Below are 19308 nucleotides of genomic sequence, written 5' to 3'. Positions count from 1 at the left end.
GCATCGGCCTCGCGGGCCGCGCGCATCGTCGCCAGCCTGACCCTCATCGCACCTCGTAGCCGACCTCGTCGCAGCCGTGGCAGAGCATCTTCCAGAAGCTGCGGGCGAAGGAGCGGAAGACGTAGAGATCGAAACGGTCGGGGCCGGTGCGCTGGATCTGCGCGAAAATGTCGTGATGATTGGTCGAGATGCCCGAGCCGACGGGCAGCGCCGGCAGCGAGAAGTCGACGGCGAAGAATTTCTGCAGCACCCACTCCGCCTTCACCCCGGCGATACGGATCGCCGTACGACCATGCGAAAGATCGGTGACGGTTCCGTCACTTATTGGGATCGCCTGAACCAGCGTGTCAGCCAGCCCCTCGTCGTCGGCCACGATCAGGAAGCGGCCGGGCGCGAAGCCGAAAGCCGCCTTGGCCTCCGTGGCGACACCGCCGCCGGCGCCGTCGGGCAGCGACAGGCCGGTTGCCGTCTTGATCGCTGCGATGACGGCCCGTTCCGAGCCGGGCCAGGCCGCGGCCTGCACGATGGAGCCGGGCTGCGTCTCCGACAGCACCACGCCGACGCCGTCGGCGAAGTTGCCATGCGAGCCCGGGCGCCACACCGGCTGCAGAGGCGACAGCATCTCAACCATGCAGGCGGGTCCCTTCCGGATCGAAGAAGTGATGGCTGACGATCTCGACCTCGCCGAAGCGTTTTCGCAGCGGATCGGAGATGTAGGCGCGGGTGCCATGGCGCGCCTTGCCGCCGCGGATCAGCGCCAGCGCGATGTGCTTGCCCAGTGCCGGCGAGTAGCAGGCGGCGGTAAGGTGGCCGAGCGAATAGCGCGGACGCTCCTCGTCGGGGTAGTCGACGACATGCGCGCCGCCGTTGAGCGGCCGGTTGTCGCGGGCGATCAGGCCGACAAGGCTCAGGCGTTCGTCCGAGACAAGACCCTCGCGCCCCAGCATGGCGGAGCCGATGAACGGCTTCTTCTTCGACAGCATCCAGTCGAGATGCAGGTCGTGCGCGGTGGTGCGGCCGTCGATCTCGGCGCCGGTGACATGGCCCTTCTCGATGCGCAGTGTGCCCAGCGCCTCCAGCCCGTAGGGGACGAGGCCGTATGGCTTGCCGGCCTCGATCAGCGCTTCCCAGACATGCGTGCCGTGGCCGGCGCCGCAATAGACTTCGAAGGCCATTTCGCCGGAGAAGGAGAGGCGGCAGATCGTCACCGGCGCGCCGGCGATGTCGCCTTTGACGATGCCCATGAAGGGCATGGCGGCATTGTCGACCGCCGTGCCGGTGACGCAGGCGGCGAGAATTTCCCGCGCCTTCGGCCCGCCGATCGCAGCACCCGCCCACTGGTCGGTGACGGAGGTGACGTGCACCCTGAGGTCCGGCCACACCACATCGAGGAAATACTCGAGATGCTGCATGACCTTGCCGGCATTGGCCGTGGTCGTGGTCATCAGGAAATCGTGCTCGCCGAGCCGCCAGGTCGTGCCGTCGTCCATGACGAAACCGTCCTCGCGCAGCATCAGGCCGTAGCGCGCCTTGTTCACCGGCAGGGTGGAGAACATGTTGGTATAGACCCGGTCGAGGAATTCGGCCGCGTCCGGCCCCTGCACGGCGATCTTGCCGAGCGTCGACACGTCGACGATGCCGGCGGCCTCGCGCACGATGCGCGCCTCGCGCACATAGGCCTGATCGACGGTCTCGCCCGACAGGCCGTAGATCTGCGGACGCAGCCACAGGCCGGCGGCATAGAGCGTGGCGCCGTTGTCGGCATGCCAGTCGTGCATCGGCGTCAGCCGCTCCGGCTTGATGTCGCCGAAACGCTCGGCCGCCAGCGCGCCGATCGACACGGGCGCGAAGGGCGGGCGGAAGCGCGTGGTGCCGACCTCGGGGATCGGCTTGCCGAGCGTCTCGGCCATGATGGCGAGCCCGGGCACGTTGGAGGTCTTGCCCTGGTCGGTCGCCATGCCGAGCGTGGTGTAGCGCTTCAGGTGCTCGACCGAGACGAACCCTTCGCGATGGGCCAGCCGGACGTCCTCGGCCGTCACGTCGTGCTGGAAGTCGACGAAGGCTTTTCCCTTGGCCGGGACCTCGAAGACCGGCGCCGGCTCGGAGAAGGGGGCTGCGTTGCCGACCGCAGGTGCGACGGCCGGACGGCCCTTGCCGGCGGCGGCGGTCAGCCCGGCGGAAATGCCTTCCGCCAGCGCCTGCGCCGTGGAGAAGCGGCCGTTGAAGGCGCCGGCGCCGAGCCAGGCCTGTGTCGGCGCCGGCGGCAGGAAGGCCTGCAGGCCGTCGTCCCAGCGCGGCGCGGTGCCGGCCTGGCTGGCGAGGTGGATGGCGGGCGACCAGCCGCCGGAGACCAGCAGGCAGTCGGCATCGAGATGGCGCGGCTCGCCGGAAAGCCGGCGCGTGGCGGCGTCGAAGCGCTGCACCTTGACGCCGGAAAGCGCCTTGCCGCCCTCGGTGCCGACGACGGCATGGCCTGTGAGATGCTCGCAGCCGGCCGCGGCGGCGATGGCGCGCGCCTCGGCGGAGATTTCCGCGCGCATGTCGACGATGGCGGCGATCGTGCCGCCTGCCTCGCGCAGTCCGGCGGCTGCCGCATAGGCGCCGTCGTTGTTGACGAACAGAACGGCCTTGTCGCCGGTGACGACGCCGAATTCCCGCGCATAGCGTTCGGCGGCGGAGGCGAGCATCACCCCCGGCCGGTCGTTGCCGGGAAACACTAGCGGGCGTTCGAAGGCGCCGGTGGCGAGCACGACCTTTTGGGAGCGAATGGTCCAGTGGCGATGGCGCGGCTCGCCCTTGGCCGGCGCCGGCTTGTGGTCTGCGACGCGCTCCAGCGCCGCGATGGTGTTGTCGTCGTAGTAGCCCCAAACGGTAGTGCGCGGCAGCAGCCGGACGTTGTCGCGCCCGGCAAGGTCGCGGACGGCTTCCGCAGACCATTCGGACGCCGGCGTGCCGTCGATGGTCTCGGCCGACCAGTTGGCCGAGCCGCCGAGGCGCGGCTCGAGCTCGGCCAGGATGACGCGCGCACCGCTGTCGGCCGCGGTGCTGGCGGCCATCAGCCCGGCCGGACCCGAGCCGACGACCAGCACGTCGCAGAAGGCGTTCATGCGCTCATAACGCGCCGTATCAGGTGCCAGCCCGGCGCGGCCGAGGCCGGCGGCGCGGCGGATGAAGCGCTCGCATATCATCCAGAAGCGCGTGCCCTTCAGCGGGCCGAGCACCGGTCCCATGAAGGTCTTGTAGTAGAAGCCGGCCGAGATCAGCGGGCCGGCGAGCCCGTTGACGGCACCGACGTCGAAATCCAGTGAGGGAAAGCGGTTCTGGCTGACGGCGGTAAAGCCGTCGTGGATTTCGGTGGTGGTGGCCGGGATGTTGGGCTCGCGCACCTCGCCGCGCAGCACCGTGACCAGCGCGTTTGGCTCCTCGACGCCGGCCGACAAGAGGCCGCGCGGGCGGTGGTACTTGAAGGAGCGGCCGAAAAGCGACACGCCGCCGGCTAGCAGCGCCGAGGCGAGCGTGTCGCCGGCATGTCCGGTCATCGGCCTGCCGTCGAAGGTGAAGCGGATCGTGCGGGTGCGGTCTATGCGCCCGCCATTGCCGCGGCGCGGGCTCATGGGCGAGGCCCCTGTCTGCGGGACGAGGCATGCGCGGTTGAGGGCCGGGCGAAGGCGACGTCGAGGATGCGGTGGCTGAGCGTGTTGCGGGTCACCTTGAGGTGCGAGCGGCAGCCGCCGGAGTGCTGCCAATACTCATGATGGTCGCCGGCCGGGTTGGTCCGGTCGTAGACATAGGCGTTCCATGCCGCCTGGTCGGTCGAGGCGGGATCCGGACGCACGCGGCCGGCGTCGCCTTGGTAGGTGAACTCGGACACGTCGCGCGGGCCGCAATAGGGGCAGGGGATCAGCATGGGGAAGTGGTCCAGGCGTAGTGTGTGAACGGTTGGCGCGAGGCACCCCCCTCTGTCCTGCCGGACATCTCCCCCACAAGGGGGGAGATCGGCAGCTTCGACATTGCCGCCCATCCTGCGACGTTGGCGATTGGCGAGAGGGGAGATGACAGCCAATCTCCCCCCTTGTGGGGGAGATGTCCGGCAGGACAGAGGGGGGTGTGAAGGAATGCGAACATCAAAGTGGGTTTCAATGCAGCCTTGGCGTCGCGCCCTGGCCCTTGTCGTCGATGACGAGGCCGCGGTGGAACCGGTCGAGGGTGAAGGAGGCGTTGAGCTCGTGCGGGGCGTTCTTGGCGATGGTCCAGGCGAAACACCAGCCGGAGATCGGCGTCGCCTTGAAGCCGCCATAGCACCAGCCGCAGTTGAGATACATGCCGGGCAGCGGGCCGGTGGTGATGATCGGCGAGCCGTCCATCGACATGTCGCACACGCCGCCCCAGGAGCGCAGCACGCGCACCGGCGCCAGCGACGGGAACAGCGCCAGCATCTCGCTCATCACCTCCTCGACGATCGGCAGACCGCCGCGCTGGGCGTAGGAGTTGTAGCCGTCGAGGTCGCCGCCATAGACGAGCCCGCCCTTGTCGGACTGGCCCATGTAGAAATGGCCCATGCCGAAGGTGACCACGGTATCGAGGAAGGGTTTCAGCGATTCCGAGACGAAGGCCTGCAGCACGTGGCTCTCGATCGGCAGGCGCTCGATGCCGGCCATGCGGAGCACGTGGCCGGTGGAGCCGGCGACCGCCACCGCCACCTTCTTCGCCCTGATCTCGCCGCGCGTCGTGGCGACGCCGACCACGCGGTCGCCTTCCCTGAGGAAGCCGGTGACCGCGCAGTTCTCAAGAATGTCGACGCCGCGGCGGTCGGCGCCGCGCGCATAGCCCCAGGCGACGGCGTCGTGGCGGGCCGTGCCGGCGCGCCGCTGCATCAGCCCGCCGACGATCGGGAAGCGGGCGGAGCGCGACATGTCGATGCCGGGCACGAGGCGGGCGATCTGCTCCGGCGTCATGAGCTCTGCGTCGGCATCGAGATGGCGCATGGCGTTGCCGCGGCGGGCATAATCGTCGAGCTGTGCCGGCGTGTGAGCCAGGTTGAGCACGCCGCGCTGCGAGAACATGACGTTGTAGTTGAGGTCGTGGGAAAGATTCTCCCACAGCTTCATCGACTGCTCGTAGAAGCGGATGTTTTCCGGCAGCAGGTAGTTGGAGCGCACGGCCGTGGTGTTGCGTCCGACATTGCCGGAGCCGAGATAGCCCTTCTCCAGCACGGCGACGTTGGTGATGCCGTGCTCCTTGGCGAGATAGTAGGCGGTCGACAGCCCGTGGCCGCCACCACCGATGACGATGACGTCATAGGACGGCTTCGGGTCCGGCTTGCGCCAGGCCGGCTTCCAGTGGCGGTTGCCCGAAAGCGCGTTCTTCAGGATCGAGAGAGCAGAATATTCCGCCATCGCAGGGCATCGTCCAGGTCAGGGAGTCGCGGCAGACTATAGGCGCAGCCGGTGCGCCAAGGCCAGTTTTACGCCACCGCTTTTCACAAGTCCGACTTGGCGGGAGGATATCGACAACCTGCCGTTCCTTCGACGGCGCGGGTAACGGGGGCTGGCGCGGGCGGAAGTCAGGCTGGCGACGCTTCCCGCGGTACGGCGGTCAGCCTGTCCCAGGCGGCCATCGCGCCTTCGGCGACGGCGAGCAGCGTCCCGACGGCGGCGCCATCGCGGGCCTGGATCGACATGCCCTGCTGGACGGTGGCGTAGAAGCTGGCGATCGCCTGGCAGTCGAGGCCGGCAGGCAGCTCGCCCTCGGCGACGCCGCGCTCCAGCCTTTCGCGCAATCCCGCGAGATTTCCGGCGCGATGCCGGCGCAGCACGGCGCAGGCTTCGGGGCTGGCGTCGCTGCCGTTGAGCGCGCCCAGCACGATCAGGCAGCCGGCCGGCTTGTCCGAGCGGGTGAAGGAATGGGCCGTCCGCCTCAGATAGGCCTCGAAGGCGGCGCGCGCGGTCGGCTCGGTCGTCAGCGCTTCCCATATCTCCGGGCCTTCGCTGCGCTCGTAGAGCTCCACCGCCTCGCTGAACAGCTCTTCCTTGGAGCCGAAGGCGGCATAGAGGCTGGGCGGATTGATGCCCATCGCAGCCGTCAGGTCCGCCAGCGACGTGCCGCCATAACCCTTTGCCCAGAACAGCTCCATCGCGCACCGCAGCGCTTCCTGACGATTGAACTGCCGTGGCCTGCCGCGTCCGGACATGCCTTCATCCTTTTTGTATCAGTCGATAAATAAACTGCTTGACGTGTCTGGGCAAGCGGCGCATGAAATATGTAGTAATCACTAAATTAAAAGGAGTCGAGACATGAGCAAGCTGGTTGGCAAGGTTGCGCTGGTCACGGGAGGAAGTCGCGGAATTGGTGCCGCGATCGCCGGACGCCTGGCCTTGGAAGGCGCCGATGTCGCCTTCACCTACGCCCGCTCGGGCGACAGGGCAGAAGCGATGGTCCGGGCGGTCGAAGAGCGGGGGCGCCGCGCCCTGGCGATTCATGCCGACAGCGCCGATCCCGGCGCGGTCGAAACCGCCGTCAGTCTGACCGTCGAGCGGCTCGGCAGGCTCGACGTCCTGGTCAACAACGCCGGCGTCTACGAGGTCGGCGCGATCGACCGACTTACCCGGGAGGATTTCGAGAAGACCGTCGCCATCAATCTTCGCGCCCCCTTCCTGGCCTCCAGCGCGGCGGCGCGTCACATGGGCGATGGCGCCAGGATCATCTCGATCGGCAGCACCTTCGCCACGCGCGCGCCGGAAGAAGGACTCAGCCTCTATTCGCTGAGCAAGGCCGCCCTCATCGGAATGACCAAGGGCATGGCGCGCGACCTGGGCGCGCGGGGCATCACCGTCAATGTCGTCCACCCCGGCCCGACCGACACGGACATGAACCCGGCTTCAGGCCCGGGGGCGGCGGCGCAACTGCGATCGATCCCGCTCCGGCGCTTCAGCGATCCGGACGACGTCGCAGGACTCGTCGCCTGGCTGGCCGGGCCGGAAGGACGCAACGTCACCGGCGCCGAATTCACGATCGACGGCGGGGCGAACGTCTGAACGATGCGGTCGGCCGGCGTCGTGGCGCAACCTTCCAGCGGCTCCCGGAAAGGCCGGTGCGGGTTTAGGCAGTCGACTGCGCGGCCGCGATCGTTGCCGCCACCGCTTCGGCATCCGTCACCGTGTTGCGGTACTCGCGGTCGAGGTCGGTGCCGCCCATGCCGACATTCGGATTGCGGTAGGCCATGCCGCTCGGCACGTTCTTCAGCGTGGCGAAATGCATCTCTTCGACGCCGGTGGCAGCCAGAACACTGGCGATGTTGACGGCGTCGAGCCCGCCGCAGGCCATGACAATGATGCGGCCGGACGCCTGCCTCACCAGGCGGGCGAGCAGGTCGGCACCCTCGACCGCCGTGTCGCGCTGGCCGCTGGTGAGCACGCGGCCGACGCCGCAGCGCGCCAGCGCCTCCAGCGCTTCCGCCGGATCGCGCGTCATGTCGAAGGCGCGGTGGCAGGTGACGGCGAGCGGCCCGGCCGCCTCGGCCAGCGCCGCCATCCGCGGCTCGTCGATCGTGCCGTCGGCCCTCAGGCAGCCGACGACGATGCCCGCGACGCCGAAATCACGCAGCGCCGCCACGTCATCGAGCATCGAGCCGAACTCGCGCTCGCTGTAGAGGAAATCGCCGCCGCGCGGCCGCACGATCACATGGAACGGGATTTTGGCGACGGCGAGCGCCTGCCGTACGGTACCGATGCTCGGCGTTATGCCGCCCTCGATCAGCGCCGCGCACAGCTCGACGCGGTCGGCGCCGCCTTCCTGGGCGGCCACCAGCCCGTCAATGCCTTCGACGCAGACTTCGATGAGGGGCATTGGCGTCTCCGTTTCCTCCCCTTCGAGGGGAGGGTGGCGGCGAAGCCGCCAGGTGGGGTACGTGCAGCAGTGCTCGGCACCTCGTCTTACGCCGTCAGAACGGGCGCGGGCGCACGGCCGCTTGTACCCCTTCTGGCCGCTTCGCGGCCATCTCCTCCCTCAAAGGGGAGAAAGCTCGCGCTCAGCCGAACTTCGGGTCGAGGCTGCCGTTCTTGTAGCGCTTGGCCATTTCGGAAACCGGCAGTGGCTTGATCTTGTCGGCGTGACCGGCGGTGCCGAACTCCTCGAAGCGCTGCTTGCACAGTTTTGTCATCGCCGCCATTGCAGGCTTCAGATATTTGCGCGGGTCGAACTCGCTCGGGTCCTCGGAGAGAATCTTGCGGATCTGGCCGGTCAGCGCCATGCGGTTGTCGGTGTCGATGTTGATCTTGCGCACGCCGTTCTTGATGCCGCGCTGGATCTCCTCCACCGGCACGCCCCAGGTCGGCTTCATCTTGCCGCCGTATTTGTTGATGATCTCCTGCAGGTCCTCCGGCACGGAGGAGGAGCCGTGCATGACCAGATGCGTGTTCGGCAGCTTGCGGTGGATCTCCTCGATGACGTGCATGGCGAGAACCTTGCCGTCCGGCTTGCGCGAGAACTTGTAGGCGCCGTGGCTGGTGCCCATGGCGATGGCCAGCGCGTCGACCCTGGTCTCGGCGACGAATTTCACCGCCTCGTCGGGATCGGTGAGCAGCTGGTCGTGGGACAGCTTGCCCTCGGCGCCGTGGCCGTCCTCCTTGTCGCCCATGCCGGTCTCCAGCGAGCCGAGCACGCCCAGTTCGCCCTCGACCGAGATGCCGCCGAGATGCGCCATGTCGGTGACCGTCTTGGTCACACCGACATTGTAGTCCCAGTCGCCGGGCGTCTTGCCGTCGGCCTTGAGCGAGCCGTCCATCATCACAGAGGTGAAGCCCGACTGGATCGCCGTCATGCAGGTGCCGGGCTCGTTGCCGTGGTCGAGATGCACGCACACCGGGATCTGCGGATAGATCTCGGTGACGGCGTCCATCATGTGGCGCAACATGATGTCGTTGGCGTAGGCGCGGGCGCCGCGCGAGGCCTGCAGGATCACCGGAGCGTTGGCGGCGTCCGCCGCTTCCATGATCGCCAGCGCCTGCTCCATATTGTTGATGTTGAAGGCGGGGACGCCGTAGCCATGCTCGGCGGCGTGATCAAGCAACTGCCGAAGGGTGATGCGGGCCATGCAAACTGTCTCCTCACGATCTGCAAAAAATAATCTGGATGCCGACCGAATAGTGGAAAAACGACCGGGAAAACAGCGAATTTCCAACTTTTCGCGACATTTGCAGCGCCGATTCGGAGCGCAACGCGGCATCCGGGCGGCTCAATCGATTAAAAGGATACTGTTACCTGCCTAGCAAGCCGGAGGCCCGGGCAGGACCATCCCGGCGGCGGCATTTCGAGCCCCGCCGTTCAGGCTCCGTAGACCGCGCGCATCCGCACCGCTTCTTCCGACATGTCGCCCGGCTGCGAGCCCTTCTGTACCCTGGCCTTGATCTTCTTGACATGCGCGGCATAGCCCTTGTTGGCGGGCTCAATCTTCGCCGCCTTCGCCGCGAAGGTCTGCGCCTTCGCATAGAGCCCGAACTGCATGTAGATCAGGCTGAGGTCGTAGCTGGGCTTGGCGAAGCGCGGGAACGCCTGCATTGACTTGCGGTGAATGGCGATCGCCTGATCGTAGTCGCCGAGCTTCTTGAAACACGTCGCCAGGTTGAAGCGGTAGTTGGGCTGGTCGGGCAGGATCGCGTCGGCGAGCGCGAAGGCGCGCAACGCCTCCGCATGGTCCCCTTCCTGCATGAGCGCCAATCCCAGCAGATAGTGGGCATGGTCCGACCACAGGTTCTGCTTGGTGACTTCCCGGCCGATGCGGATAGCGGCGTTCCATTCCTTCCGGTCGTGGGCGACATGCAGCGCATAGAAGTAGGTGGCAAAACCCTCGTGCCGCAGTGCGTTGCCGTCCTGTTGCAGCGGCGGCAGCGGTTCACCGGCGAGAAAGGCCTGCAGCAGCGGCACCAGAAGGCGTCTGCCATGCAGATAGGCCGGAATGTCATGGCCGACCCGGCGGAGGGTTCGTCCCTGAAAATTCGGCAGCGCCGTCGCCAGGCTCATGCAGTAGAGCTCGACAGGATCGCGCTCCCCCGCAATCACCGTGACCGGCTGTTCGGCGGCGCGGACGAAGCCGTGCAGGTTCTGGTGCCGGATGGGGGCATCCGGCGCCATCAGCCTTTCGCTGCGGCTTGCCGGCAGCTTCAGCGTGGTTTCCGGAGAAAAGGCGAGGACGCGCGCGCCGAGTTGCGTTCCGTAGAGGATGGCGCCGTGTGCGCCCATGCCTTGCCCGACGACCACGATTTCCTCGGCCCCGAGATAGCGGGCCCAGAGCGAAAGCGTATGCAGCGTTTGATCGACATCGTCGCCCAGGCCCGGGACGCCGCCCTGGTACCATTCGTTGCGGCCGCCATTGTTCAGGAATAGCCGGTTGGCGGGGAGTTCGTCCGCGGCGTCGACGAAATTGAAGGAACCCGGCTTGGCGCCGGAAGCGCTCATGAAGATCGCGAGCTGCTTCGAGCCCGCATGCGGGACGACCTTGAAGGCATCTCCCTCGAAGGCGGAGGGGGGCGCCACGATGGCGGTTTTCAGGGCCAGCTCCGATTGACGACTCACGCGGGCACCTCCTTCAGCAGAAAAAACGGGCCACTCCTACAGGACTTCGCCCCGGCTGCAAACCGCAAGGCGGCGAAAGAGCGATTTCCCCGCTGCGGTGGAGGTCGGCGCCGACGGTCGGAAAACAACCACTGGTCAGTTGAACACGATGCGGCCGAGCACGTGCAGGCGCTCGCCCTCCGGCCGCACGATCACCGCCTCGCCCTCGCGCGCCGAAACGCCGGTCAACTCGCGGATGTTCTCGGCATGGGTGATCATGAGAAAATTGTCCGAGCCGGAGAAATTCGTGATCTCGGTCAGGATCGCCTTGATCTGCTCGGCCTTGACCGCTTCGTCGGCAGCGAGCGGGTCGAGGGCTTCGAAAGGCTCCGGATCTTCGCGGAAGGCGACACGCGCCGTCTCGAGGCAGCGGCAGTAGCGGCTGGACAGCATCCGCTCGACCGGCGCGGCGCGGGCGGCGAACAGCGCCCCGATCTTGCGCGCCTGCTGCTTGCCGCGTTCGGAAAGATTGCGCTGCGTGCTGCATTTCTCGATGTCGAAATTGGCCGGCTCCGCGGCTCCGCCGCTCACCATGGCGTTGCGCAGCAGAACGACATGGCCGCCGTCGCGCAGCAGCGCCCAGCCGGCTTCCGTCGCCGGCGCGGCGACTGCCGTGGCGATGAGCGCGATCAATGCGAAAACGAAACGAAGCATCCGGCCTCCCTGTGCGGTCGCCCGGATATAGGGATGGTATCGACGGCGAAAAGACAAGCCGGCGCGCGGGGCGAAAGCTCAACAGAAGGTGTTCGACGATTGACAGGCCGGTATCAGGCGGGTCCAGGGGCGTTGCCGGCATGCACGTGTGGACGCGCACGGACGTTGCGCCGCCTCCGGCGCTCGCCTATCACGCGCTGATGTCTCCTCTTCTCGAAACCGTGCTGTTCATCTTCGGGCTGGTGGCGCTCGGCTATATCGCCGGCGCCACAGGCTATCTGAAGGTGCAGACGGGCGAGGCGCTTTCCGAATTCGCCGTCGGCGTGGCGCTGCCGCTGCTTTTGTTCCGCACCATGATCGGGGCCGATTTCCACGGTTCAGCGCCGTGGGGGCTGTGGGGCGTATACTTCGCGGCGGTCATCGTCGCCTGGACGGCCGGGCACCTCGTCACCACCCGCGTCTTCGGCCGCGATTCCAGGGCCGGTGTGGTCGGCGGCGTGTCGTCGGCTTTCTCCAACCTGGTGCTGCTCGGCATCCCCTTCATGCTCGGCGTGTTCGGACAGCGCGGTTTCGAGGAGCTGTCGCTGCTGATCTCGATCCACCTGCCGACCATGCTGATGGCCTCCATCATCCTGTTCGAGCTGTTCTCGCGGGACGGCGGCGAGCCGATGCACCCGCTGCGCATCGTCCGGGATTTCCTGCGCAAGGTTTTCACCAACCCGCTGATCGTCGGCATCGTCTGCGGCCTGGCGTGGCGGTTCACCGGGCTGGAGCTGCCGGCGCTCGCCATGCGCTTCGTCGATGCGCTGGCCGAGATCGCCGCGCCGCTGGCGCTGTTCGCCATGGGGCTAGGACTGAAACGCTTCGGCGTGTCGGGCAATGTGCGCCCGGCGCTGGCGCTGTCGGCGCTGAAGCTCGGGCTGATGCCGGCGGCGGCGCTGGCGCTCGCCTGGCTGTTCGGCCTGCCGCCGCTCACCGCGAAAGTGGCAGTCGCGGCGGCGGCGCTGCCGTCTGGAGTGAATTCCTATCTCATCGCGACCCAGTTCGGCACCGGCCAGGCGCTCGCCTCCAACCAGATGACGATCGCTACGGCGCTTGCGGCGGTCACCACCGCGCTGTGGCTGACGGCGGCGCAGGCGGTGTTCGGTTAGGCCAGGTCGGCTGAACTGGACCAATCGCGATCTGCGCGTGCGGCGATTGATCCGGGCGTTGCCTATGCGGTAAGACCACTGCCGGAGCGGCCGCCGGTCGGCGTGGCCGCATGCGCCCGATCGCGGCGCCCTCATCACGTCACGCAAAGGGTCCCGCCCGGACGGGACCGCAGGGAGACCATCATGCTCCAGAAGACCAGCCATTTCATGCGCCAGGCCAACTTCATCGGCGGCGAGTGGGTGCAGGCCGATTCCGGCAAGACGGTCGACGTCACCAATCCGGCGACCGGCCTGGTCATCGGCACCGTGCCGAACTCCGGCAAGGCCGAGACGCGCCGCGCCATCGAGGCGGCCGAGGCCGCGTTCCTGTCGTGGAAGAAGACGAGCGTGCTGGAGCGCCACAAGCTGCTGCGCAAGCTGCACGACGCCATCATGGACAACCAGCAGCCGCTGGCCGAGCTGCTGACCATGGAGCAGGGCAAGTCGCTGACCGAGGCCAAGGGCGAGATCGCCATCTCCGCCGCCTATGTGCTGTGGTTCGCCGAGGAAGGCCGCCGCGCCTATGGCGACGTCGTGCCGTCGCCCTGGGCGGACCGGCGCATCCTCGTCACCAAGGAGCCGACCGGCGTCGTCGCTGCCATCACGCCGTGGAACTTCCCGTCCTCCATGCTGTCGCGAAAACTGGCGCCGGCGCTCGCCGCCGGCTGCACCACGGTGGTGAAGCCGGCTTCGCAGACGCCCTATTCGGGCCTCGCCTGGGGGGCGCTGTGCGAGGAGGCCGGTTTTCCGAAGGGCACGGTCAACATCGTTACCGGCTCGGCATCCGAAATCGGCGACGAGATCTGCGCCAACCCGCTGGTCAAGAAGATCACCTTCACCGGCTCGACCGGCGTCGGCAAGATGCTGATGGCCAAGGCCGCCGCGACCGTGAAGAAGGTGTCGATGGAACTCGGCGGCAATGCGCCGTTCCTGGTGTTCGACGACGCCGACATCGACCGCGCCGTGGAAGGCGCGATGCTTGCGAAGTACCGCAATTCCGGCCAGACCTGCGTATGCACCAACCGCTTCTTCGTGCAGGCGGGCGTCTACGACGCGTTCGTCGAGAAGTTTTCCGAGGCGAGCCGCAAGCTCAAGGTCGGCGTCGGCCTCGAGGATGGCACCCAGCAGGGTCCGCTGATCGACGAGAAGGCGGTCGAGAAGGTCGAGGAATTCGTCGCCGACGCGAAGGCCAAGGGCGGCAAGGTGGTGACCGGCGGCAAGCGCCACGCGCTCGGAGGCTCCTTCTTCGAGCCGACCGTGATCTCCGAGGCTACCCCCGACATGATGTTCATGAAGGAGGAGATCTTCGGCCCGCTGGCGCCCGTCTTCCGCTTCGAGACGGAGGAGGAGGCGGTAAAGCTCGCCAACGACACCGAGTTCGGCCTCGCCTGCTACTTCTATACCGGCGATCTCGGTCGCGCCTTCCGGGTGATGGAAGGGCTGAAATACGGCATGGTCGGCGTCAATGAAGGCCTGATCACCACGGTCGAGGCGCCGTTCGGCGGCGTGAAGGAGTCAGGCATCGGCCGCGAGGGCGGCCACCAGGGCATCGAGGACTATCTCGACACAAAATATGTCTGCATCGGCGGCCTCGGCCTCTGAGCCGGCGGCGCTGGAGATGGGGGCGGACACGATCTTCGGTCATGCGCCGGACGGCGAGCCGGTCCGGCGGGTGACGATCTCGGCCGGCGGCCTCACGGCAAACATCCTGTCGTGGGGCGCTGTGATCCAGGATCTCAGGCTGGAGGGCCACGAGGCCCCGCTGACGCTCGGCTTCGAGCGCTTCGACGACTATCTCGAACATCCCAATTATTTCGGCGCGGTGGTGGGCCGCCACGCCAACCGCATCCGCGACGGGCGCTTCACCGTTGCAGGGGACGAATACCGCATCGAGCCGGAGCGTCCGCAAGCGCACGGCCTGCACGGCGGCTCGGGCGGCTACGGCCGCCGCAACTGGGCCGTGGCCGGTTTCGGCGCCGATTTCGTCAGTCTTTCGCTTACCGATCCGGACGGCATAATGGGCTTTCCCGGCTCCCTCGACGTGCAGTGCGTCTACAGGCTGCGGGAACCCGGCATTTTCTCCGTCGAGCTGACGGCCACCACCGACCAGCCGACGCTCTGCAACCTCGCCCAGCATGCCTATTTCAATCTCGACGACGGCGGCGCGACCGACACGCTGTCGCACGAGCTGACGATCGCGGCGGATGCCTACCTGCCGGTCGATGCGGAGCTGATCCCGACCGGCGAGGTGCTGCCGGTGGCGGGCACCGTGTATGATTTCCGCCGGCCGCGTAAGATCAGGCCCGCCGAGGTGGAAGCATCCGTCCGCTACGACAATAATTTTTGCCTGGCCGCCGCCCGCGGCGCCCTGCGGCGCGCGGCCTGGGCGCGCGGCGCCCGGTCGGGCGTCGAGATGGAGGTCTGGACCACCGAGCCGGGCATCCAGTTCTATGGCGGCCAATACGTTGGCAATCAGCCGGCCGGGCTTGGCGGGCGGGACTACGGGCCGTTCTCCGGCTTCTGCCTGGAGGCGCAGACCTGGCCCGATTCGCCTAATCGGCCGTATTTCCCGCAGGCGCTGCTGCGGCCCGACGAAATCTACCGGCAGATCACGGAGTTCCGGTTCCGGCGGGGGTGAGCGGTCGCCGGCGTCTCTACGCCCGGAACGCCATCTTCAACACGTCGACCGGCGCCAGCGCGCCGCGCACCTGGATGACGGCGGCGGCGACCCGGTGGGCGCGGACGGCGGCCTCGGCAGGCGTATCGCCGGCAAGCCGTGCGGCAAGGTAGGCGCCATTAAAACTGTCGCCGGCGCCGGTAGTGTCGACCGGCGTCGCGACATTGACGGCAGGCGAGCCTTGGCGGCCGCCATAATGGGCGATCAGCGCCGTCTCCTCGCCGTTCTTCACCACGATTTCGCCGACGCCGGACCGCTCGATACGCATGGCGGTGTCCTCGGGCGTCTGGTCGCCGTAAAGCGCCTGCTCGTCGGGGAAGGTGGGCAAGGCGATGTCGACGGTCGCCAGCGCCTGGTCGATGGCGGCCCGCGCGGCCGCCGCGTCCGGCCACAGGCGGGGTCGGTAGTTGGGGTCGAAGGCGATGTGGGTGCCATGCCGGCGCGCCTCCGCCACGGCCTCCAGCAGAACTGCACGGTCTGAGGGCTCCAGAATTGCCAGGGTAATTCCGGAAAAATACACAAGCTCCCGGTTTTCGAGGCTTTTTGCCAATGTCGCCGGATCGCGCGCCAGCTGCCGGGCGGCGGCGTCGGCGCGCCAGTAGGTGAAGGAGCGCTCTGCCCCGGTGAGCGTGATGGCATAAAGGCCGGGCCGCGCGCCGGCGATCACCGGGCTTTCGGCGATGCCGATGCCGTTTTCCCGGAAGAAGGCGATTTGCCGCTCGGAGAAGGGATCGTCGCCGTAGGCCGAGACATAGTCGGCGTCGCGCTCGGTGCCGGCCAGCGCCCGCAGCGTCCACAAGGTGTTGAAGGTGTCGCCGGCATAGCCGAGCCGCCACGTCTCGCCGCTCTGGCCGGACAGTTCCAGCATGCATTCGCCGATCGTCGCGATGCCGCGCATGTTTGCCTCCTCCCGTCGTCGAGCTTGGCCGCCTTTTGCCATTGCCGCCAGCCGTTCACAAGCGGCGATGGGCGGCTTTCCGATCGCCGGTCGCGAGCGTAGATTGCCGCGATTGGTGGTGGAGAAGATCGTGCGCAGGCCGATTGCAAAAATCCTTGCCGTTCTCGGCTTCGTGGCACTGGCAGCCGCGGCGATGGGCATCGTCTATCTCACGGCGCCGACCGCGGCGACGCCGGACCTGGCGCGCTCCAAGGCGACGGAAAAACGCCTGTTCGTCGCCACGATCGCGCCGGAAGGCGGCGAGCCGACGGTCGGCCCGCTGGCGAGTTGGACGCTGGAACTCAGATATCCCGATGGCCGTCCGGTTGAAAATGCCCGGGTCGCTGTCGATGGCGGCATGCCCGAACACGATCACGGCCTGCCGACCCGGCCGACCGTATCGGCAGCAGAAGGGGACGGCCGCTATCGGATCGATGGCCTAAAATTCTCCATGCCGGGCCGGTGGGTGCTGCGGTTCGACATCGCGGCCGACGACGGCACCGACCGGGTGACCTTCAACATCCTGCTTTAGGTGCGCCATGCGCCGGGCACTGGCATTGCTGTTCGCGGTCGGGTTCTCCGCCTTAGCGGCCGGCTGCGGCGATGGCTTTTCCGATGCCGAGAAGGCGGCGATCGCCTCGTTGTCGCTGTCGGCGCAACAACCGCTGCCGCCCGATCCGACCAACCGCTTCGCCGACCAGGCGGCGCCCGCTGCCTTCGGCGCGACGCTGTTCTTCGAGCAGAGGCTGTCGCGCGACGGCAGCGTCGCCTGCTCGACCTGCCACATGATCGACCGGCAGTTCCAGGACGACCGGCCGTTCGGGATCGCCGTCGGCGAGACCAAGCGGCGCACCATGCCGCTCGCCGGGGTCGCCTACAGCCCGTGGTTCTTCTGGGACGGCCGCCGTGACAGCCTGTGGGCGCAGGCGCTGGTGCCGTTGGAGGATATGAACGAGCATGCCGGGACGCGCACCGCCTATGCGCATCTGATCGCGCGTGAATTCAAGGACCGCTACGAGCGCATTTTCGGACCGCTGCCGGACCTTGCCGATCTTCCTGCTTCGGCCGGGCCGTTCGGAACCGAGACCGAGCGCGCGGCCTGGGCCGCGGTGCCGGAAGCGAAGCGCGCCGGCATCGATACGATCTTCGCCAATATCGGCAAGGCGCTCGCCGCCTTCGAGCGCACGATTGTGCATCAGCCGACACGCTTCGACCGATTCGCCGACGCGCTCGCCGCAGGGTACGAGCCGGAAGGGGATGCGGTGTTCAGCGACGAGGAGGTGCTCGGCCTGAAACTCTTCATTGGCAAGGCGAACTGCTCGACCTGCCACAACGGCCCGCGCTTCACGGACGATTTTTTCCACAACACCGGCGTGCCGCCGGCTGTGGGCAAGCCGCCCGATCTCGGCCGTGAGACGGCGACAGCCGAAGTGCTGGCCGATCCGTTCAACTGCCTCGGCCGTTTTCGCGACGGCGACGAGGCGGCTTGCGGCGAGCTGCGCCACATGGTGCGCGACGGGCCAGAACTGAGGCGCGCCTACAAGACGCCGTCGCTGCGCGGCGCGGCCGGGCGGGCGCCCTACATGCATGCAGGGCAGATCAAGACGCTTGAGGAGGTGGTGGACCACTATGCCCGCGCCCCGCAGCCGGCGGAAGGGCATTCGGAGGCAAAGCAGCTGCAATTGTCTGAGAGGGAAAGGGCGGCGCTGGTGGCGTTTTTGGGGACGCTGTCGCCAGGGGGTGCGGATTGAATGCAGCGCAAGGTACTGCATTCAGGGTGGAGATAAAGGGGGACGACGAGGGCGGAAGGAACATTACGGGTTTCACTTGAAATGGCCGGTCATTGGCCGTACATTTTGGAGGAGAGCTGACGATGAAGAACATGGCCACCAAATCACCCCGGACCCGCGCTAAGGCAGAGCGGTTGGAGGCCCGTGTCACGGCCGAGCAGAAGGGTTTGATTGAGCGGGCGGCCTCGCTGCAGGGGCGGACAGTGACCGACTTCGTCCTGGCGAGCGTTCAGGACGCAGCCCGCCGCGCAATCGAGGAGCATCGGCAACTGGAACTGTCGGTTCGCGACAGCGAGGCCTTCGTTGAAGCCATGTTGAACCCCGCTCCCGCGAATGACCGGCTGCGTGAGACGATGCGCCGCTACCGCGAAACAACCGGCGGGTAGGTAGTGAAGCTGACGGCTGGCCTCCGCGTCGAAGCTCTTGGCCCCCATCACGACCGCGGCGCGTTCACAAGTGGCGTCGAGCAGCTGGATCGATATTTTCGAACTCAGGCTGGGCAGGATGCCCGCAAGAACATGGCCGCGACTTTCGTGCTCATCCTGGATGATGGTTCGATCGGCGGCTACTACACTCTATCCTCGACCGCAATTGTGCTGAGCGAGCTTCCCGCACAGACGGTGAGTCGTTTGGCCCGCTATCCGCTCGTGCCTGCGACTCTGCTCGGCCGACTTGCCGTCGACCGGCATCAACAAGGCCGCGGCTTTGGCCGTTTCCTGCTCGCGGACGCATTGATGCGGGTAGTCCGCAGCGAAATCGCCTCTTTTGCGGTCATAGTGGATGCCAAGAATGACGCGGCTCGATCGTTCTATGCGCGGGAAGGCTTCCTTCCGTTTCCTGATCGCCCACTGAAGTTGTTTCGACCGATTGCCGATATCCGCAAGGTGCTGGACTAAATCGGATCATATGTGACGGCGGCGGCGCCATTCGCGTCTCGAACCCATCTTCGTGGGCACGTCAGGTGCTTAGTGATCTGCCATCCTACCGGTCCTTCACCGTCTCCATCGCCACGAAGGTCGACGTCTGCGCGACATGCGGCAGCGCCGAGATGCGTTCGCCGAGCACGCGGCGGTAGGCGGCGATGTCGCGGGTGCGCACTTTCAAGAGGTAGTCAAAGCTCGCCGCCATCATGTGGCACTGTTCGATCTCGGGTACGGCCTGCACTGCGCGGTTGAACTCATTAAGCGCCAGCGAGCGCGTGTCCGACAGTTTTACCTGCACGAAGGCGACATGGCCTTCGCCCATGCGCTCGCGGTCGATGACGGCCATGTAGCCGCGGATGAAGCCGTCCTTCTCCAGCCGACGCACCCGCGCCTGCACCGGCGTCTTCGACAGGCCGACCTTGGCCGCCAGTTCGCTCGCCGACAGCCGACCTTCGCGCGAAAGCGCGGCAAGGATGTTGCGGTCGATGCGGTCCAGTTGGTCTTCCCGCATAGAGATTATGATCTGATT

19 protein-coding genes are annotated in these 19308 nt (G+C 67.1%); 8 read left to right on the top strand and 11 right to left on the bottom strand.

Features of this window, described 5'->3' with window-relative positions:
* Nucleotides 1-43: 43 nt before the first annotated feature.
* The 5 genes from soxG to C7I84_RS09285 form a co-directional block, all read right to left on the bottom strand.
* Nucleotides 44-631, bottom strand: coding sequence for a sarcosine oxidase subunit gamma family protein (soxG, locus tag C7I84_RS09310; RefSeq protein ID WP_106771896.1), 588 nt, complete (start codon nt 629-631; stop codon nt 44-46).
* A complete protein-coding gene (locus C7I84_RS09305; protein WP_106771895.1) occupies nt 624-3614 on the bottom strand; it encodes a sarcosine oxidase subunit alpha family protein in 2991 nt (996 codons plus the stop codon). The genes soxG and C7I84_RS09305 overlap by 8 nt, the downstream gene beginning before the upstream one ends.
* Nucleotides 3611-3907: a sarcosine oxidase subunit delta gene (locus C7I84_RS09300; RefSeq protein ID WP_106771894.1), complete on the bottom strand. Its 297-nt coding sequence runs from the start codon at nt 3905-3907 to the stop codon at nt 3611-3613. The genes C7I84_RS09305 and C7I84_RS09300 overlap by 4 nt, the downstream gene beginning before the upstream one ends.
* Before the next feature lie 229 nt (nt 3908-4136).
* Complete coding sequence (locus C7I84_RS09290; RefSeq protein ID WP_106771892.1) at nt 4137-5396, bottom strand: sarcosine oxidase subunit beta family protein; 1260 nt, start codon at nt 5394-5396, stop codon at nt 4137-4139.
* Nucleotides 5397-5563: 167 nt separating this feature from the next.
* Entirely contained in the window at nt 5564-6190 is a 627-nt protein-coding gene (locus tag C7I84_RS09285; RefSeq protein WP_106771891.1) for a TetR/AcrR family transcriptional regulator, read from the bottom strand.
* A gap of 103 nt (nt 6191-6293) precedes the next feature.
* Between C7I84_RS09285 and C7I84_RS09280 the strand changes: the two genes are divergently transcribed.
* Complete coding sequence (locus tag C7I84_RS09280) at nt 6294-7034, top strand: 3-oxoacyl-ACP reductase family protein (RefSeq protein ID WP_106771890.1); 741 nt, start codon at nt 6294-6296, stop codon at nt 7032-7034.
* 64 nt (nt 7035-7098) lie between these two features.
* Here the strand turns inward: C7I84_RS09280 and C7I84_RS09275 are convergent, their stop codons facing one another.
* The 4 genes from C7I84_RS09275 to C7I84_RS09260 all read right to left on the bottom strand — a co-directional run bounded on the left by C7I84_RS09275 (nt 7099) and on the right by C7I84_RS09260 (nt 11262).
* Nucleotides 7099-7845: a copper homeostasis protein CutC gene (locus C7I84_RS09275; RefSeq protein ID WP_106771889.1), complete on the bottom strand. Its 747-nt coding sequence runs from the start codon at nt 7843-7845 to the stop codon at nt 7099-7101.
* A 181-nt stretch (nt 7846-8026) separates the two neighbouring features.
* Nucleotides 8027-9091 carry a class II fructose-bisphosphate aldolase gene (gene fba, locus C7I84_RS09270; protein WP_106771888.1) on the bottom strand — a complete coding sequence of 355 codons (1065 nt, stop codon included), beginning with the start codon at nt 9089-9091 and terminating at the stop codon, nt 8027-8029.
* 230 nt (nt 9092-9321) lie between these two features.
* Complete coding sequence (locus tag C7I84_RS09265) at nt 9322-10569, bottom strand: tetratricopeptide repeat protein (RefSeq protein WP_106771887.1); 1248 nt, start codon at nt 10567-10569, stop codon at nt 9322-9324.
* Nucleotides 10570-10704: 135 nt separating this feature from the next.
* Nucleotides 10705-11262 (bottom strand): histidine phosphatase family protein, encoded by a 558-nt coding sequence (locus C7I84_RS09260; RefSeq protein ID WP_106771886.1) that lies wholly within the window; start codon nt 11260-11262, stop codon nt 10705-10707.
* Between the two features lie 200 nt (nt 11263-11462).
* Between C7I84_RS09260 and C7I84_RS09255 the strand changes: the two genes are divergently transcribed.
* The 3 genes from C7I84_RS09255 to C7I84_RS09245 all read left to right on the top strand — a co-directional run bounded on the left by C7I84_RS09255 (nt 11463) and on the right by C7I84_RS09245 (nt 15090).
* On the top strand, nt 11463-12413 hold the full coding sequence (locus C7I84_RS09255) for an AEC family transporter (protein WP_106772015.1): 951 nt from the start codon (nt 11463-11465) through the stop codon (nt 12411-12413).
* Nucleotides 12414-12596: 183 nt separating this feature from the next.
* Nucleotides 12597-14054 carry an NAD-dependent succinate-semialdehyde dehydrogenase gene (locus C7I84_RS09250; protein ID WP_106771885.1) on the top strand — a complete coding sequence of 486 codons (1458 nt, stop codon included), beginning with the start codon at nt 12597-12599 and terminating at the stop codon, nt 14052-14054.
* On the top strand, nt 14026-15090 hold the full coding sequence (locus C7I84_RS09245) for an aldose epimerase family protein (protein ID WP_425351318.1): 1065 nt from the start codon (nt 14026-14028) through the stop codon (nt 15088-15090). Before C7I84_RS09250 ends, C7I84_RS09245 begins: the two co-directional genes overlap by 29 nt.
* Before the next feature lie 16 nt (nt 15091-15106).
* Here C7I84_RS09245 and C7I84_RS09240 read toward each other — a convergent pair whose 3' ends face one another.
* A complete protein-coding gene (locus C7I84_RS09240; RefSeq protein WP_106771884.1) occupies nt 15107-16027 on the bottom strand; it encodes a sugar kinase in 921 nt (306 codons plus the stop codon).
* A gap of 67 nt (nt 16028-16094) precedes the next feature.
* Between C7I84_RS09240 and C7I84_RS09235 the strand changes: the two genes are divergently transcribed.
* The 4 genes from C7I84_RS09235 to C7I84_RS09220 all read left to right on the top strand — a co-directional run bounded on the left by C7I84_RS09235 (nt 16095) and on the right by C7I84_RS09220 (nt 18752).
* Nucleotides 16095-16598 carry a FixH family protein gene (locus C7I84_RS09235; protein WP_106771883.1) on the top strand — a complete coding sequence of 168 codons (504 nt, stop codon included), beginning with the start codon at nt 16095-16097 and terminating at the stop codon, nt 16596-16598.
* 7 nt (nt 16599-16605) lie between these two features.
* Complete coding sequence (locus C7I84_RS09230; protein WP_106771882.1) at nt 16606-17817, top strand: cytochrome-c peroxidase; 1212 nt, start codon at nt 16606-16608, stop codon at nt 17815-17817.
* A 122-nt stretch (nt 17818-17939) separates the two neighbouring features.
* Nucleotides 17940-18242, top strand: a complete 303-nt coding sequence (locus C7I84_RS09225; protein WP_106771881.1) for a type II toxin-antitoxin system TacA family antitoxin — start codon at nt 17940-17942, stop codon at nt 18240-18242.
* A 3-nt stretch (nt 18243-18245) separates the two neighbouring features.
* Nucleotides 18246-18752 carry a GNAT family N-acetyltransferase gene (locus tag C7I84_RS09220; protein WP_106771880.1) on the top strand — a complete coding sequence of 169 codons (507 nt, stop codon included), beginning with the start codon at nt 18246-18248 and terminating at the stop codon, nt 18750-18752.
* 85 nt (nt 18753-18837) lie between these two features.
* Here C7I84_RS09220 and C7I84_RS09215 read toward each other — a convergent pair whose 3' ends face one another.
* Complete coding sequence (locus tag C7I84_RS09215; protein WP_106771879.1) at nt 18838-19290, bottom strand: Lrp/AsnC family transcriptional regulator; 453 nt, start codon at nt 19288-19290, stop codon at nt 18838-18840.
* Nucleotides 19291-19308 lie beyond the last annotated feature (18 nt).

It is taken from the genome of Kumtagia ephedrae, assembly GCF_003012745.1.
In the GTDB taxonomy this organism is placed as follows: Bacteria; Pseudomonadota; Alphaproteobacteria; order Rhizobiales; family Rhizobiaceae; genus Kumtagia; species Kumtagia ephedrae.
This window is presented reverse-complemented; position numbering and strand designations above follow the sequence as displayed.

Coding starts and splice junctions, on each gene's coding strand:
- C7I84_RS09250 (WP_106771885.1), top strand. CDS start 12,597: ATGCTCCAGAAGACCAGCCATTTCATGCGCCAGGCCAACTTCATCGGC.
- C7I84_RS09215 (WP_106771879.1), bottom strand. CDS start 19,290: ATGCGGGAAGACCAACTGGACCGCATCGACCGCAACATCCTTGCCGCG.
- C7I84_RS09230 (WP_106771882.1), top strand. CDS start 16,606: ATGCGCCGGGCACTGGCATTGCTGTTCGCGGTCGGGTTCTCCGCCTTA.
- C7I84_RS09235 (WP_106771883.1), top strand. CDS start 16,095: ATGGGCGGCTTTCCGATCGCCGGTCGCGAGCGTAGATTGCCGCGATTG.
- C7I84_RS09300 (WP_106771894.1), bottom strand. CDS start 3,907: ATGCTGATCCCCTGCCCCTATTGCGGCCCGCGCGACGTGTCCGAGTTC.
- soxG (WP_106771896.1), bottom strand. CDS start 631: ATGGTTGAGATGCTGTCGCCTCTGCAGCCGGTGTGGCGCCCGGGCTCG.
- C7I84_RS09260 (WP_106771886.1), bottom strand. CDS start 11,262: ATGCTTCGTTTCGTTTTCGCATTGATCGCGCTCATCGCCACGGCAGTC.
- C7I84_RS09305 (WP_106771895.1), bottom strand. CDS start 3,614: ATGAGCCCGCGCCGCGGCAATGGCGGGCGCATAGACCGCACCCGCACG.
- fba (WP_106771888.1), bottom strand. CDS start 9,091: ATGGCCCGCATCACCCTTCGGCAGTTGCTTGATCACGCCGCCGAGCAT.
- C7I84_RS09285 (WP_106771891.1), bottom strand. CDS start 6,190: ATGTCCGGACGCGGCAGGCCACGGCAGTTCAATCGTCAGGAAGCGCTG.
- C7I84_RS09290 (WP_106771892.1), bottom strand. CDS start 5,396: ATGGCGGAATATTCTGCTCTCTCGATCCTGAAGAACGCGCTTTCGGGC.
- C7I84_RS09280 (WP_106771890.1), top strand. CDS start 6,294: ATGAGCAAGCTGGTTGGCAAGGTTGCGCTGGTCACGGGAGGAAGTCGC.
- C7I84_RS09255 (WP_106772015.1), top strand. CDS start 11,463: ATGTCTCCTCTTCTCGAAACCGTGCTGTTCATCTTCGGGCTGGTGGCG.
- C7I84_RS09275 (WP_106771889.1), bottom strand. CDS start 7,845: ATGCCCCTCATCGAAGTCTGCGTCGAAGGCATTGACGGGCTGGTGGCC.
- C7I84_RS09240 (WP_106771884.1), bottom strand. CDS start 16,027: ATGCGCGGCATCGCGACGATCGGCGAATGCATGCTGGAACTGTCCGGC.
- C7I84_RS09245 (WP_425351318.1), top strand. CDS start 14,026: ATGTCTGCATCGGCGGCCTCGGCCTCTGAGCCGGCGGCGCTGGAGATG.
- C7I84_RS09225 (WP_106771881.1), top strand. CDS start 17,940: ATGAAGAACATGGCCACCAAATCACCCCGGACCCGCGCTAAGGCAGAG.